14 protein-coding genes are annotated in these 14,756 nt (G+C 74.3%); 4 read left to right on the top strand and 10 right to left on the bottom strand.

Annotation, left to right across the window (positions count from 1 at the left end):
• The 3 genes from ABL57_RS22610 to ABL57_RS03060 form a co-directional block, all read right to left on the bottom strand.
• Nucleotides 1-204, bottom strand: a 204-nt coding sequence (locus ABL57_RS22610) for a hypothetical protein (protein WP_047801972.1), incomplete at its 3' end; no start/stop codon positions are given.
• 86 nt (nucleotides 205-290) lie between these two features.
• Nucleotides 291-950 (bottom strand): HAD family phosphatase, encoded by a 660-nt coding sequence (locus ABL57_RS03065; protein WP_047801971.1) that lies wholly within the window; start codon nucleotides 948-950, stop codon nucleotides 291-293.
• The gene (locus tag ABL57_RS03060; RefSeq protein WP_047801970.1) at nucleotides 947-1,660 is read right to left on the bottom strand and encodes an HAD family phosphatase; all 714 of its coding nucleotides are present in this window, start codon (nucleotides 1,658-1,660) and stop codon (nucleotides 947-949) included. Before ABL57_RS03060 ends, ABL57_RS03065 begins: the two co-directional genes overlap by 4 nt.
• A 217-nt stretch (nucleotides 1,661-1,877) precedes the next feature.
• On the opposite strand from ABL57_RS03060, the gene ABL57_RS03055 reads away from it, so the two are divergent.
• The gene (locus tag ABL57_RS03055) at nucleotides 1,878-3,077 is read left to right on the top strand and encodes an MFS transporter (RefSeq protein ID WP_047801969.1); all 1,200 of its coding nucleotides are present in this window, start codon (nucleotides 1,878-1,880) and stop codon (nucleotides 3,075-3,077) included.
• A gap of 9 nt (nucleotides 3,078-3,086) precedes the next feature.
• Nucleotides 3,087-3,638, top strand: coding sequence for a DinB family protein (locus ABL57_RS03050; protein WP_047801968.1), 552 nt, complete (start codon nucleotides 3,087-3,089; stop codon nucleotides 3,636-3,638).
• 22 nt (nucleotides 3,639-3,660) lie between these two features.
• Here the strand turns inward: ABL57_RS03050 and ABL57_RS03045 are convergent, their stop codons facing one another.
• Nucleotides 3,661-4,089: a VOC family protein gene (locus ABL57_RS03045; RefSeq protein WP_047801967.1), complete on the bottom strand. Its 429-nt coding sequence runs from the start codon at nucleotides 4,087-4,089 to the stop codon at nucleotides 3,661-3,663.
• A 283-nt stretch (nucleotides 4,090-4,372) separates the two neighbouring features.
• On the opposite strand from ABL57_RS03045, the gene ABL57_RS03040 reads away from it, so the two are divergent.
• On the top strand, nucleotides 4,373-4,951 hold the full coding sequence (locus ABL57_RS03040) for a CDP-alcohol phosphatidyltransferase family protein (RefSeq protein ID WP_047801966.1): 579 nt from the start codon (nucleotides 4,373-4,375) through the stop codon (nucleotides 4,949-4,951).
• On the opposite strand, the gene ppgK is transcribed toward ABL57_RS03040, so the two are convergent.
• The 6 genes from ppgK to ABL57_RS03010 form a co-directional block, all read right to left on the bottom strand.
• Nucleotides 4,948-5,784 carry a polyphosphate--glucose phosphotransferase gene (ppgK, locus tag ABL57_RS03035; protein WP_047801965.1) on the bottom strand — a complete coding sequence of 279 codons (837 nt, stop codon included), beginning with the start codon at nucleotides 5,782-5,784 and terminating at the stop codon, nucleotides 4,948-4,950. The genes ABL57_RS03040 and ppgK overlap by 4 nt on opposite strands.
• A 259-nt stretch (nucleotides 5,785-6,043) precedes the next feature.
• Complete coding sequence (locus tag ABL57_RS03030) at nucleotides 6,044-6,364, bottom strand: hypothetical protein (RefSeq protein WP_053004705.1); 321 nt, start codon at nucleotides 6,362-6,364, stop codon at nucleotides 6,044-6,046.
• A gap of 791 nt (nucleotides 6,365-7,155) precedes the next feature.
• Nucleotides 7,156-8,682 carry a SulP family inorganic anion transporter gene (locus ABL57_RS03025; RefSeq protein WP_047801964.1) on the bottom strand — a complete coding sequence of 509 codons (1,527 nt, stop codon included), beginning with the start codon at nucleotides 8,680-8,682 and terminating at the stop codon, nucleotides 7,156-7,158.
• Nucleotides 8,683-8,962: 280 nt separating this feature from the next.
• On the bottom strand, nucleotides 8,963-9,331 hold the full coding sequence (locus ABL57_RS03020) for a MerR family transcriptional regulator (RefSeq protein WP_047801963.1): 369 nt from the start codon (nucleotides 9,329-9,331) through the stop codon (nucleotides 8,963-8,965).
• A gap of 45 nt (nucleotides 9,332-9,376) precedes the next feature.
• Nucleotides 9,377-10,294 carry a ribonuclease Z gene (locus tag ABL57_RS03015; RefSeq protein WP_047801962.1) on the bottom strand — a complete coding sequence of 306 codons (918 nt, stop codon included), beginning with the start codon at nucleotides 10,292-10,294 and terminating at the stop codon, nucleotides 9,377-9,379.
• Between the two features lie 82 nt (nucleotides 10,295-10,376).
• Nucleotides 10,377-11,732: an MFS transporter gene (locus tag ABL57_RS03010; RefSeq protein WP_082157185.1), complete on the bottom strand. Its 1,356-nt coding sequence runs from the start codon at nucleotides 11,730-11,732 to the stop codon at nucleotides 10,377-10,379.
• 329 nt (nucleotides 11,733-12,061) lie between these two features.
• On the opposite strand from ABL57_RS03010, the gene clpB reads away from it, so the two are divergent.
• On the top strand, nucleotides 12,062-14,677 hold the full coding sequence (clpB, locus tag ABL57_RS03005; RefSeq protein ID WP_047801960.1) for an ATP-dependent chaperone ClpB: 2,616 nt from the start codon (nucleotides 12,062-12,064) through the stop codon (nucleotides 14,675-14,677).
• The last annotated feature ends 79 nt before the right edge of the window (nucleotides 14,678-14,756 follow it).

Raw genomic sequence — 14,756 nt, 5'->3', positions numbered from 1 at the left:
TGGCTCGGCCTCCCGCTCGGCGGCACCGGCTCGCTCGGCCGCGCCCACGCGCTCCGCCGCGCCCGCGTACTCCACCGAGTCCGCACCGGACCGGGCGACGCAGGCCGCCGCGCGCCGCCGCAGCCGCAGCCCCCGCCGCGCGTCCTCCCCGCAGGGCACCGCGACCCGCTGAGCCGCAGCCCGGTCAGCCCGGGCACCGTCCACGAGGGCCCGTTCCCTGCCGCCCCGCAATCCGCGGAGCAGCAGGGAACGGGCCCTCGTCGTCGTCCGGCGGAACGTCCGGCGGAACGTCAGACGGAAGGGGCGAGCCCGCGCAGGAACGCCAAGGTGACGTCGGTGTGGGCGTCCACGGGGACGAAGCCGGGCGCGGCCTCCACAGGGAGCTCCCCGGGCACCACGACCACCGGCATCCCGGCGGCCGCCGCGCTGGCGGCCCCGGTCTGCGAGTCCTCGACCGCCACGCACTGCGCGGGGTCCACGCCCAGCCGCCGGGCCGCGAGCAGATAGGGCTCCGGGTGCGGCTTCGCGTGCTCCACGTCCTCCTGGGACACGACCACCCGCAGCACGTCCGGGGCTCCGGACGCGGTGCCCTGCGCCACCACGGTCAGCGCGTTGGTCACGACGAGATCGCCGCCACCTGCCCGCTCCAGCTCGTCCAGCAGCGCACGCATGCCGGGCAGGAACGGGACCTCGCCCGTGAGGGAGTCGGCCACCTCCTGGCCGAGCTCCGCGGTGATGTCCTCCACGGTGCCCGCGGCCCCGCGCTCGACCATCAGCCGCGCCGAGGCGGGCACGGTCCGGCCCAGCGTGGCGTGGTCGTCCTCGGTGCTCCACCCCACGCCGTACCGGGCGGCCACCGCCCGCTTGGCCACGGCCCACTGGGGCTCCGAGTTCACGAGGGTGCCGTCGTGGTCGAAGAGCACGGCGGCGGGAAAGGCGGGGGAGCTCACGGGCGGGCCTCCTGGGCGGGGTGGAAGGGCGACGACGGGGACTGCGGGTCCAGCGAGCGCAGCAGCGCCAGGGTCAGCTCCCGGTGGGAGCGCAGGTGCAGCAGCCCCGGACCGGGCTCCACCGCCTTCTCCCCGGGCACGACCACCGTGGGCATGCCCGCGGCGACCCCGGCGGCCGCTCCCGCGGGGGAGTCCTCCACCACCACGCACCGCGCCGGGTCCACCCCGAGCCGGCGCGCCGCCGTGAGGTAGGCGTCCGGGTCCGGCTTGGGGCGCACGCCGCGGGCGTAGTCGTCCGTGCCCACGGTGGTCCTGACGAGGCCCGGCGGGGCCGCGGCGGCGGTGTGCCGGGCCAGCGCGGAGCTCGCGTTGGTGACGATCGCCGCGGGGACCCCCGCGTCCGCCAGCTCCGTGAGCAGCTCCCCGATCCCGTCGATGAAGGTCAGCTCCGTCCCCTCCAGCACCCGCAGGCTGTGCTCGAAGATCGCCCGGAACATCTGGTCGTCGTCGAGCGGCACCCCGATCCGCCGCATGCGGTCGATCGTGGCGGCCACCGGGCGGCCCAGGGTGTCGTCGGTGTCCTGCGGGGTCCAGATCCGGCCGTGCTCGGCGGCGAGGTCCTGCTTGGCCCGGTCCCACAGGGGCTCGGTGTCGACGAGTGTCCCGTCGTGGTCGAAGAGGACGGCGTGCGGAAAACCGGGGGAGGACATGCGCACCAGCCTACCGGGAGGCCGCCGGCGCTCCCGGCGCGGGCGGCGGTGCGGGCGGCGGGGCGGGCGGAGCCGGCCGCGCGCATAGACTGGCGCGCGTGCCGCACGCCCTCGACCCCGCTCCGCCGTCTCCGGGCGCCCTCCTGCTCGGCGGAGCGCCGGCCCCGGCCGGGGGCACGGGCCGGACCCCGGGCGGGATCCCGGGGCGGCGGGACTCGTGAGCCGGGCCGACCGCCTGGCCGGGTCCTACGCGCAGATGCTCCGCCACCCTTGGTCCCGGTCCCTGATGCTGCTCGGCCTGGTGGCCAAGCTGCCCATGGCGATGGTCTCGCTGGCCCTCGTGCTCAGCGTCAACGCCGTGCACGGGCGCGAGCTGGCCGGCTGGTCCGCGGCGGTGCTCGCCCTGGCCCTCGCGGTGACGGGTCCCGCCCGGGGCCGGTGGGTGGACCGCTCGGGGCCGCGCACGGCGATGAGCGTCCTGGGCCTGGCGCAGGCCGCCGCCCTGCTGGGGCTCTGGGCCTCCCTGGCCGAGGCCCCCACGGCGGTGGTCCTGCTCTGCGCCGCCCTGACCGGCGCTCTCACCGCCCCGGGCACCTCGGTGCTGCGCAGCCTGTGGAGCATGCGCGCCCCGTCGTCGTCGTTCGGGCACGCGGCCCAGGCCTGGGAGTCCGTGACCCTGGACGTGGTCTTCATCCTCGGCCCCGCCGCCGTGGCCGCCGTGGCGGGGTGGACGGCGCCCCGGCACGCGCTGCTCGTGGTCGCGGTGCTCGGGGCGGCCACGTCCGTGCTGCTGGCCCGCGCCGCGGGGGCCCACTGGCGGATCCCGGTGCGCCCGGCGGCGCCGCACCCCCTGCCGCTGCGGCTGCTGCCCGTCGTCGCCCTCGCGGGCGGGAGCGTGGGGGCCATCACCACCGCGGAGATGGCTGCGGTGGGGGTCGCCGCCGAGGCCGGACGGGAGGCCCAGGCCGGGCTCCTCGTGGCCCTGCTCTCGGCGGGCTCGATCCTCGGCGGGCTCGTCTACGGGCGCACCGACCCGCCCGGCTCCCGGATCGCCCACATCCACGCGGCGGCGGCCGTGTGGGTGCTGGGCTGCCTGCTCGGGGCGTGGCGCGGCGGGCTCGTGTGGTCCGCGGTGGCCCTGACCGTGGCGGGGCTGGGCCTGGCGGTCGTCATCACCGCGCAGTACGGCCTCGCGGCCGCCCGGGCACCGGAGAGCCGGCGGACCGAGGTGTACTCGTGGATGGCGACCGCCGGGCAGATCGGGGCGGCGGTGGGGGCGGCGGGCTCCGGCTACCTGGACGGCCGGCAGTCCTTCCTGCTCAGCGCGGCCCTGATGGTCGTCGCCTCCGTGCTGGCCGCGGTCTCCGGGATGCCCCGTCCGCGCTGGGTCCTCGCCCCGCACCGGAGCCCCGGGTAGATTGGCCGCATGACCGCCGAGCGCCCCGAGGCCCCCGACATCTCCCCGGTCCCGCCCGAGACCAAGGACTGGACCGTGGTCATCGACCAGGGCTGTGGCGAGTGCGGCTTCGACCCGCACCTGGACGTCTCCGCCACCGGCGAGCTGGTGCGGGACACGGTCGAGCGGTGGGTCGCCGTCCTCGAGCGCCCCCGGATCACCGAGCGGCCGCGTCCGGGCACCTGGTCCCCGCTCGAGTACGCGTGCCACGTCCGGGACCTCTGCCGGGTCTTCCGCGAGCGCCTGCGGCTCATGCTCGACGAGGAGCACCCGGTCCTCCCCGACTGGGACCAGGACGCCGTCGCGGTCCAGGAGCGCTACAACGAGCAGGACCCGTACGAGGCCTCCGGGGAGATCGCCCAGGAGCTGCGCGCCACGGCGGACGCCTTCGACGCGGTGGCGGGGGAGCAGTGGGCCCGGACCGGCCGCCGCGGGGACGGCACGGAGTTCACCGTGGCACGCCTCGCGGTGTACTTCCGGCACGACGTCGAGCACCACCTGCGCGCCGACGTCCGCGGCTGACCGCCCCGGCCGGGCGCCGGGCTCAGCCCAGGCGCACGGTCCCGTCGTCGTCGATCCGCCACCCGGGGTTGTGCGCGATCTCCCACACCACGCCGTTCGGATCCGACACGTGCGCGTGGAAGACGCCCCCGAAGGGCCCCTGGCGCGGGCTCGTCAGCACGGTCCCGCCGGCGGCCGTCATCGCCGCGACGGCCGCGCGCACCTCGTCCTCGCCGTCCACGTTGTGCGAGAGCGTCACGCCCTGTGCGGACGGCGTGCCCGTGCGGCCGAGGTCCTGCCCGAAGGACGCGGCGTCGAAAAGGCCCAGCACCGTGCCGGGGGCCGTCTGGAAGAAGAGGATCTCCCCCGGGACGTCGAGCAGCGGCTCCCAGCCGAGACCGTGCACGTAGAACCGCCGCGCGGCGTCGAGGTCCGGGGTGGCCAGGGTGACGAAGTGCACGCGCGGGTCCACGGGAGTCTCCTCGGGGTCCGGGGCGCAGTCCGGGACGGGCTCCGCCTCACCCGCCCAGCGTAGCCCGCAGCCGTCGCGCCGCGTCGGTCCCCAGGGCGGCCCCGCATGTGGACCTCAGGTGGTCCGGGCCCCGGCGGACCTCGACGTCGCCGATCGCTCCGAGGGCCCGGGAGGAGACGGGGCGGTGTCTCCGCGGTGCCGTGCCGGGACCGGGACGGGCTACCCTCGGAAGCAGCACGGGCGGGCCCGGCCCGTCCGTGCGGGGCGACGGACGGGAGGCCGGATGGCACAGCACCAGGACGAGGTGGAGCCCGCGGAGTCGCCGTACTACGACCGCGTGGTCACGGTGCCCAACGTGGTCTCGGTGGTCCGCTTCGCACTCATCGTCCCGGCCGTGCTGGCCGTGCTGGACATCGACGAGCGACCGGTCCGGGCGCTGGTCCTGGTCGCCGTCTTCTCCCTGACCGACTGGGTCGACGGCACCCTGGCCCGGGCGCTGCGGCAGCGCAGCCGGGTCGGAGAGGTGATGGACCCCCTCGCGGACCGGCTGGGGACCGTGGCGATCGCGGTGGCCGCCGGCGTCGTCGGGCTCTTTCCCTGGTGGGTGCTGGTGGTCATCGCGGTGGTGGACGTCGTGGTGGGCATCGCCACGCTGGCGCGCGGGTCCCTCGGCGCGCTGCGGGTCACCACGGTCGGAAAGGCCAAGACGGCCCTGCTCATGGTCGGGACCGTGCTCGTGCTGGCGGGTCCGGCGTGGTCCAGCCCCGAGGTCACCGACGTGGGCCGGGTGCTGGTCCAGATCGCCGCGGTCCTGCACGCCCTGGCGGGGATCCAGTACTTCCGCCAGGCCCTCCGGCGCTAGGCCTCCGCGGGCGGCAGGGCCAGGTAGGCGTGGCGGGCGGCGCCGATGATGCCGGCCGCGTCCCGCAGCTCGGCCGGCACCACGCGCGCGCCCAGGCGCAGCAGCGGGAGGAACAGCTCGTGCTGGGCGGAGATGGCGCCGCCGACGATGATCAGGTCGGGCGAGAAGAGGAACTCGAGGTGGGCCAGGTACTCCTGGAGACGCTCGGCGTAGACGGGCCAGTCCAGTCCCTCGCGCTCGCGGGCCAGGGCGGAGGCGCGCACCTCGGCGTCCACGCCCCGCAGCTCCAGGTGGCCCAGCTCCAGGTTGGGCACCAGCTTCCCGTCCACGATCAGTGCGGAGCCGATCCCGGTGCCCAGGGTGATGAGCAGGACCGTGCCGGCGCTCCCGCGGCCGGCCCCGTAGCGGACCTCGGCGAGCCCCGCGGCGTCGGCGTCGTTGATGACCTGCACGGTGCGGCCCAGGGCTCCCGTGAGGAAGCGGCGGACGTCGAGCCCGATCCAGGCGTCGTCGATGTTCGCGGCCGAGCACGCCACACCCTGGCGGAGGATCGTGGGCAGCGCCACCCCCACGCTGGCCTCGGGATCCGGTGCGCTCGCCGTCCCGGACAGCTCCGCCACGACGAGCTCGAGCTGCGCGGCGACGGCCTCCGGGGTGGCGGGCCCCGGAGTGGGGCGCTGGAGTACCGGGGTGGTCAGCGAGCCGTCGGCCATGTCCACGGCGGAGTACTTGGTCCGGGTGCCGCCGACGTCCACGCCGATGTGGTGGCGGTGCAGGGTCGACCAGCCGGTCGAAGCGGGCCTGAGGGCGGAACGGGGCGAGGAACGGGCCATCCGACATCCTAGGGTCGAGGTGGGAGCGCACGGCGGCGACGGACCGTGCCGAGCGGTTCGACGCGCTCCGCCGGGGGCGGGCCGCCGACGTGGCGGCACCCGGCCCATTCTGCCACTGCCTCCGCACGGCACCCGGGCGACCCCGTCCCGGTCGCGGGCCGCCGGGTCCAGGACTCCAGGCTCCGCGGCCTCGGCATTCGCCGCCCCTGGATCGGCAGTCCCGGGATCCGCAGCCCCGGGGTCTTCGGCCTGGGGGTTCTCAGGAAAGAAGTCCGGGGCCCGGCCTCCGGCCGGTCCCGGGTGACTCGGCGTCGCCTCGTGAGCCCTCGAGCTCCCAGGAGAAGGGCGCCCGGGCGGCGGCCGTGCCGCCGGCCAGCTCGTTGACCGCGCAGGTGATCAGGTCCCGGTGTCCGGGCGGCAGCTCCAGGCACTCGTGCAGATACGCCTCGATCTCCAGGGCCCCGACCTCACCGCCGAGCTCGAAGTACTGCCACCACACCTGGTCCGTGGTCAGGCCGGCCTGCTCGGCGGCCTGGCGGGCCAGGCGCGCCTGCACGGCTGCGGCGGTGTCGTCGTGCATGGAACCCCCTTGGCGTGGTCGTCTCGGAGACGGCCCCGGGCCGGGCGCCACGCTGCGCAGCGGCCCGGGCCGTCTCGGCGGCGATGCATCGGCACCGCCGCGATCCATCGTCACCGGCGTTCCACGGGGTCGCCACCATCCTCCCGGCAGCAGTGCGTTTTCCGGACCGGGGGTGCTCTCCTGGGACCACGCGCACCACCTGCAGCACGGGAAGCGCCCGGACCCGCGGGCACGGGGAGGCCGTCACCGGAACCCCGCGGTTGATGGTCGGCCCGGGGCGGGCGCCGTCCCGGGCCGTGCGTCCGGGCCCGGCAGCAGCCCCGGCAGCGGTTCGCCGCCGGTGCCGGACAGCGGCCCGTGGCGGCGGTCCGTGGCGGCGGTCCACACTGGCCGCTCGGGACGGCAGTCCGGGGCAGTAGTTCGGGGTGGTACTTCGGGGCGGCAGTCCTCGAGAACGGGCCCGCACGGTGGTTCTCGTCGACCGGTTCTCGGCGCCGTCCCCAACAGCCGCCCCACAACAGGGGGAGCGGGGCGGCCCCCCAGCCTGCCCCGCTCCCTGCTGCTCCCCTCCGCGGACCGGTTCTTGACGACGCCACGGACCTTCCGGATCCGGGGCGCCCCACCGGTCGACGCTGTGGGAGCCGGGGGATGGTCCTGTACCGACCACAGAATCCCCTCGTGAGAAGCAAGGATGCTCGCTTCCCGGCCACTCGGCAAGAGCCCGAATGTGAGCTGGTTCACATGCAGACACAAAGGGTTGTCATTGCAAATAGTTGCCCCTCAGGCGGTGCTCAGTGCCCGCCGCCGTTGAGCATCCCGCCCAGGCGCACGCGCATCCGACGGCTGGCCTGGTTCAGGCCCACGACCCGGACCTGCTTGCCGTAGTGGGCGTACTTGTCGGTCACCGAGTCCAGGGCCGCGACGGTGGACGCGTCCCACAGGTGGGAGTCCGACAGGTCGATGACCACGTGCCCGGGGTCCCCCGCGTAGTCGAACATCGTGTACAGGTCGTTGGAGGACGCGAAGAACAGCTCCCCGTGCACCGTGTAGACGGCCGTCTCCCGGCCGCTGCGCTGCTCGAGCTCCCGGTCCACGCTCACGAAGTGGGCGACCCGGCGGGCGAAGGCGACCATGGCGACGAGCACCCCCACGACCACGCCCAGGGCGAGGTTGTGGGTCCACACGGTCACGACCACGGTCGAGACCATCACGAGGGTCTCCGGCAGCGGCATCCGGGACAGGGTCGCCGGGCGGACGGAGTGCCAGTCGAAGGTGGCCCACGACACGAAGATCATGATCGCCACCAGTGCGGCCATCGGGATCACCGCGACGACCTGACCCAGGGTGACGACGAGGATCAGCAGGAACACCCCGGCGAGGAACGTGGAGATCCGGGTGCGGGCGCCGGAGGCCTTGACGTTGATCATGGTCTGGCCGATCATCGCGCAGCCGCCCATCCCGCCGAAGAGGCCCGAGACCACGTTGGCCACGCCCTGGGCCCAGGACTCGCGGGTCTTGGGTGAGGGCGTGTCGGTGATGTCGTCGACGAGCTTGGCCGTCATCAGCGACTCCAGCAGCCCCACCACGGCCATGGTCAGCGCGTACGGGGCGATGATCCGCAGGGTCTCGAGGTTCGGCGGGACGTCGGGGAAGAACAGCGAGGGCAGGGACTCGGGGAGCGCGCCCTTGTCGCCCACCGTGGGGACCTCGGTGCCGAAGGAGACGACGAGGACGGTGATCACCACGATGACCACCAGTGGCGCCGGCACCGCCCGGGTGATCCGGGGGAAGAGGAACACGATCGCCAGGCCGAGCAGCGTGAGGGGATACACCGCCCAGGGCACACCGATCAGCTCCGGGATCTGGGAGCTGAAGATCAGGATGGCCAGGGCGTTGACGAAGCCCACCATGACCGAGCGGGGGATGAAGCGCATGAGCCGCGCCGCGCCGATCAGGGCCAGGACCACCTGGAAGAGGCCGGCCAGGATTACGGCGGCGATGAAGTAGTCGATGCCGTGGGAGGCCATCAGCGGGGCGATGACCAGGGCCACCGCGCCGGTGGCGGCGGAGATCATCGCCGGGCGGCCGCCGAGGACCGCGGTGGTGACGGCCATGGTGAAGGAGGCGAACAGGCCCACCCGCGGATCGACCCCGGCGATGATCGAGAACGCGATCGCCTCCGGGATCAGGGCCAGGGCGACCACGAGTCCGGCCAGGACCTCGGTCTTGAGGTGGCGCGGGGAGCGGAGGGTGCGACGGACGGACTGGCGTTGCTCGGGGGTCAGCGCCGGGGCGGGGCCGGTGGTCGTCGTGGCCATGGGAAGGCTCCGTTCGTGGGGGCAGGAGGGCGGTTCGTGAGGGCGGCAGAGCAGAAGGGCGCGGGGGCGGAGCGGGCGAGGGCGCGCGGGTCCCCGGGTGGCGTGCGGCCACGGGGAGGGGAGTGCGCAGCGGCGGCAGCCGGGCACGGCGCGGTCCGGCGCCCGTGGCCCGTGCCCATGCAACCCTAACCTAGCGTAAGGGTAGAGTGAGCCCCGGGCCGCCCGACGTGACCGATCGCATATCCGGTGGGGGGGCGGAGCGGCCCGACGGCGGAGGCCGTCACCGGACGAGGCGGTGCTCCAGCATGGCGATGAACTCGTCGGCCTGGGCCAGCTTGCGGGCCAGCTTGTCCCGCTCCGGCCGCGCGCGCTCCAGGTAGTCCGCGAGCCGTTCCGGGGAGGCCGGCCCGGCACCGAGCAGCTCCAGGAGCTCGGCCATCTCCTCCAGGGTGAACCCCAGCGGCTTCATCTGCCGGACGACCAGCAGCCGCTCCACGTCCTGCTCGGTGTACACGCGGAAGCCGCCCTCCGTGCGGGAGGCCGGCAGCAGGCCCACGTCGTCGTAGTGACGGATCGTGCGCAGGGACAGGCCGGTGCGCTCGGCGAGCTCGCCGATCTGCATGGTGCCTCCGCGGACACGGTGCGGCATGGGGTGACCTCCAGGAAGTGCGGGACCCCCGAGTCTAGCAATCCGTCAGGGGTGCCCCGGAGTGCCGCCCCCGGGGCGGCCGGGGCGTCGCGGCGGCAGGGGGAACCGCTCGAGGTCCTGGGCCGCCAGCACGGTGGCGGCCCCGACGCGCCGGCGTGCCTGCTCCGCGAGCGGGGCGACGTCGGGATAGCGCGACGAGAAGTGGGTGAGGACCAGCGTCCCTGCGCCCCCGGCGGCCGCGAGCGACCCGGCCTGCCCGGCGGTGAGGTGGAGGTAGCGCGCGGCGAGAGCGGCGTCGTCGTCGGCGAACGTGGACTCGGCCAGGAGCAGGTCGGCGCGCTCGGCGAGCTCCTCCGCGCCCGGGCACGGCGCCGTGTCCATGACCACGGCGACGCGCCGGCCGGGCCGGGGGACGCTCACGTCCTCGAGGTCCACGCCGCGCAGCCGGCCCTCGCGCTGCAGCCGGCCGACGTCCGGGCCGGCGATCCCGGCCGCCGCGAGCCGCTCCGGGACCATCGTGCGGCCGTCCGGTTCGGTGAGCCGGTACCCGTAGGTCTCCACGCGGTGGTGCAGGGGGCGCACCTCCAGGTCCGCGGCCACGGCCCCCGGGCCTCCGTGGGGGTGCAGTCGCAGGTCGAGGCCGGGGGTCGCGAGGGAGACGAGGGCCCGGACCACCTCCTCGCCGGAGGCCGGGTAGTGCAGGTCCACCGGGTGATCCACGCCGTCCAGGACCATGCGCGAGAGCACGCCGGGCAGTCCGTAGCAGTGGTCGCCGTGGACGTGGGTGAGGCAGATCCTCGTCACCTGCGCGGCGGAGACGCCCGCGTGGGTCATCTGCCGCTGCGTCCCCTCCCCGGGGTCGAAGAGCAGGCCCGCCCCGTCCCAGCGCAGCAGATAGCCGTTGTGGTTGCGGGTGCGGGTGGGCACCTGGGAGGCGGTGCCGAGGACGACGAGCTCACGCATGGCACCGAGTGTGCCACCGTGCGGCGGGTGCGGGGCGGTCCCGGGGGCGGGGTCGGCCGCCCCCGGGACCGTCGCCCGGGGATCACTGGGGGACGAGCTCGCTCCAGGAGGCGGTGCGGGAGCTGCTCGCCGGGACCGGGCCCGGCTGCGCGGTCTCGGGCAGGAGCACCACGAGCGTCCCGAAGGTCCGGGCGGGCCAGGCGGAGACGGTCCGTGCCGGGATCCTCGCCGGAGCGGCGCCGGAGCGCTGGATCCGCACGGCATAGGCCAGGATGAGGAGGCCGACCAGGGCCAGGCCCACACCCACCCAGGCCGGGGCGCGGTAGCCCCACCCGGCGGAGATCACGGCGCCGCCGAGGAAGGCGCCCATGGCGTTGGCCAGGTTGAAGGCCGCGTGGTTCATGGCGGCGGTGAGGGAGGGGGCGTCCTTGGCCTCGCGCAGCAGGCGCATCTGCAGGGACGTGGTGAACACGGAGCCCATGACGCCGATCCACAGCACGCCGAGCACGGCCGCGACGGCCGAGTGGGCGAAGAGGCCGAAGAACACGAGCGCCACGGCCGAGACGGCGCCGGCGCCCAGGACGGTCTTCTCGATCGAGCGGTCCACCAGCGGGCCCACGAGGAGCGAGCCCAGGGTCATGCCCACACCGAACACGGCCAGCACCCACGGCACCGCCGAGATGCTCAGGCCGGTGAGCTCGGTGAGGGTGGGGGAGATGAAGGTGTAGACCGCGAACATGCCGCCGAAGCCCACGGTCCCCGCGATGAGGGTCAGCGTGACCTGGGGGCGGCCCAGTGCGCGGATCTCCTGGGCGACGGAGACGCCGCCGCCCTGCCGGGTCCTGGGCACGAACACGGCCAGGGCCGCGACGGTCAGCAGGCCGATCAGCACCACGAGGCCGTAGCCGGAGCGCCAGCCCAGGGCCCCGCCGAGGGCGGCCGCCAGGGGGACCCCCGCGATGTTGGCCACCGTCAGGCCCAGGGCGACGCGGGCCACCGCGGTGCCCCGCCGCTCGCGCGGCACGAGGGAGGAGGCCACCACCGCGGCCACCCCGAAGTAGGCCCCGTGGGGCAGGCCGGAGAGGAAGCGGGCGACGTAGAGCCAGTCGAGGGTGGGGGCCGCCGCCGAAAGGGCGTTGCCGACGGTGAAGGCCGACATCAGCCCGAGGAGCAGCGTCTTGCGCTCCACCCGGGAGGTCAGGGTGGTGATCAGCGGCGCGCCGACCACCACGCCCAGGGCGTAGAGCGAGATGGAGTGGGCCAGGGCGGGGATCGAGGCGCCGAAGTCCTCGGCGATGAAGGGCAGCAGGCCCATCGAGGCGAACTCGGTGGTGCCCACGCCGAAGCCTCCGAGGGCGAGGGCGAAGATGGCGAAGCGGGTGCCGGTGGGTCCAGGGGCGTTGATGACCTGGAGCACCGCAGTGCGAGGTGCGGACATGGCGGGTCCTTCCGGGTGGAACAGGAACAGGGAGGAAGGCGCGTCGTCGAGCCGGACTGGATGAAGCACCGACACTACGGAGGAAGTCGGCGGCACCCAAGGGTTTCGGCGTGTGATCTTGGACAAACCGACGGGGGTGTGATAGGCGTCGCGCACGTCGGTGAGCGCCACCACGGGACGTCCTGCGGCGAGTCGGACCGCCTGGTGGGAATTCGTGCTGGCCCCCCAAGGTTGAGTGAAGTAGACTCAGGTTAGCTGAACTGCCCGACCGCACTCCGAGGCGAGAGGCGCCCGGGTCGGTTCGTTCCGATCGTGCACAAGGAGCCGCTGTGGAGACCAAGCTCACCACCAAGTCGCAGGAGGCCCTCGCCGCCGCCTCCACCAACGCCTCGACCGCGGGCAATCCGCAGGTCGAGCCCGCCCACATCCTCAAGGCCCTGATGGACCAGCGCGAGGGCGTGGCCGTCGCCGTCCTGAAGGCCACCGGCGCCGACGTCGACGCCGTGTCCGCGCAGGCCAGCGCCGCCATCAAGGCCCTGCCCTCGGCGTCCGGGGCCTCGACCGCCCAGGCCCAGTTCAACCGCGGCGCGCTGCAGGTCATCCAGGCCGCGGAGCAGTTCGCCACGTCCCTGGGGGACGAGTACATCTCCACGGAGCACCTCCTGTACGGCCTCGCCCAGCAGGAGGGCAGGGTCGGTGAGATCCTGCGCACCGCCGGCGCCGGCCCCGATCAGCTCAAGACCACCATCCCGTCCGTGAGAGGAGACCGCCGGGTGACCACCCCCGACCCCGAGGGCACCTTCCAGGCGCTCGAGAAGTTCGGCACCGACCTGACCGCCATGGCCCGCGAGGGCAAGCTCGACCCCGTGATCGGGCGGGACTCCGAGATCCGCCGCGTGGTCCAGGTCCTGTCCCGCCGCACCAAGAACAACCCCGTGCTCATCGGCGAGCCCGGCGTCGGCAAGACCGCCGTGGTCGAAGGCCTCGCCCAGCGCATGGTCGCCGGTGACGTCCCGGAGTCCCTGCGGGACAAGACGCTGATCTCCCTGGACCTCGGGTCCATGGTCGCCGGCGCGAAGTACCGCGGCGAGTTCGAGGAGCGGCTCAAGGCCGTCCTGGAGGAGATCAAGCAGTCCGAGGGGCGGGTCGTCACCTTCATCGACGAGCTGCACACCGTCGTCGGCGCGGGCGCCGCCGAGGGTTCGATGGACGCGGGCAACATGCTCAAGCCCATGCTCGCCCGCGGCGAGCTGCGCCTGATCGGGGCGACCACCCTGGACGAGTACCGGGAGAACATCGAGAAGGACGCCGCCCTGGAGCGCCGCTTCCAGCAGGTCTACGTCGGGGAGCCCTCCGTGGAGGACACCGTGGCCATCCTGCGCGGGCTCAAGGAGCGCTACGAGGCCCACCACAAGGTCCAGATCGCGGACTCCGCCCTCGTCGCGGCCGCGACGCTGTCCAACCGGTACATCCCCGGCCGCCAGCTGCCGGACAAGGCCATCGACCTCGTCGACGAGGCCGCGTCCCGGCTGCGCATGGAGATCGACTCCGCCCCGGAGGAGATCGACCAGCTGCGCCGCGCCGTCGACCGGCTGACCATGGAGGAGCTCGCCCTGGAGCGGGAGACCGACCCGGCGTCGGTCGAGCGGCTGGCCGCGCTGCGCCAGGAGCTGGCCGACAGGCGGGCCGAGCTGGACGCCCTCAACGCCCGCTGGGAGGCCGAGAAGGCCGGCCTGAACCGCGTGGGCGACCTCAAGGAGCGGATCGACAACCTGCGCTCGCAGGCCGAGATGGCCCAGCGTCAGGGCGACCTCGCCGAGGCCTCCCGGCTGCTCTACGGGGAGATCCCCGCCCTCCAGAAGGAGCTCGACGTCGCCCAGGAGCAGGAGGACACCTCCGCCCCGCACGACACCATGGTCTCCGAGGAGGTCACGGCCGACGACGTGGCCGAGGTGATCTCGGCCTGGACCGGCATCCCCGCCGGGCGCATGCTGCAGGGCGAGACCGAGAAGCTCATGCACATGGAGGAGCTGCTCGGCAAGCGGCTCATCGGCCAGCACCGCGCCGTGCAGGCGGTCGCGGACGCCGTGCGCCGCTCGCGCGCGGGCATCTCCGACCCGAACCGGCCGATCGGCTCCTTCCTGTTCCTGGGCCCCACCGGCGTGGGCAAGACCGAGCTGGCGAAGTCGCTGGCGGAGTTCCAGTTCGACGACGAGCGCGCCCTGGTGCGGATCGACATGTCCGAGTACGGCGAGAAGCACACCGTCTCCCGGCTGGTCGGGGCCCCTCCGGGCTACGTCGGCTACGAGGAGGGCGGCCAGCTGACCGAGTCGGTGCGGCGCCGGCCGTACTCGGTGGTCCTGCTCGACGAGATCGAGAAGGCCCACCCGGACGTCTTCGACATCCTCCTGCAGGTGCTCGACGACGGGCGCCTCACCGATGGCCAGGGGCGGACCGTGGACTTCCGCAACGTCATCCTGATCCTCACCTCGAACCTGGGCAGCCAGTTCCTGGTGGACCAGACGATCGACCAGGACGCCAAGCGGGAGGCGGTGATGAGCGTGGTCAACGCCTCGTTCAAGCCCGAGTTCCTCAACCGGCTCGACGACGTCATCCTGTTCGACCCGTTGTCCACGGCCGACCTGTCGAGGATCGTGGACATCCAGGTCGCCCAGCTGGCCGACCGGCTGGGCCAGCGGCGCCTGAGCCTGGAGGTCACCCCGGCGGCGACCGAGTGGCTGGGCATCACCGGCTACGACCCCGCCTACGGTGCCCGGCCGCTGCGCCGACTGGTGCAGCGCGAGATCGGGGACAAGCTCGCCAAGGCGATCCTCTCCGGGACGGTCGTGGACGGCGACACCGTGCGGGTGGACGTCAACGCGGACGTCGTGGCGGACGGGCTGACCGTGAGCGCGGTGCGCGAGCAGGCCCACGCCGCGGGCTGAGCCCGAAGGGCGGCCGTTCCGGGCACGGGCCGGGACCGGGGGAGACCCGGTCCCGGCCCGCTCCGCGGGGTCCCGGAGC

Origin of the sequence: Kocuria sp. SM24M-10, from assembly GCF_001027955.1 — a bacterium.
Classification (GTDB): domain Bacteria; phylum Actinomycetota; class Actinomycetes; order Actinomycetales; family Micrococcaceae; genus Kocuria; species Kocuria oceani.
The sequence above is the reverse complement of the archived record's forward strand: the minus strand, read 5'-3'. Positions and strand labels throughout refer to the sequence as shown.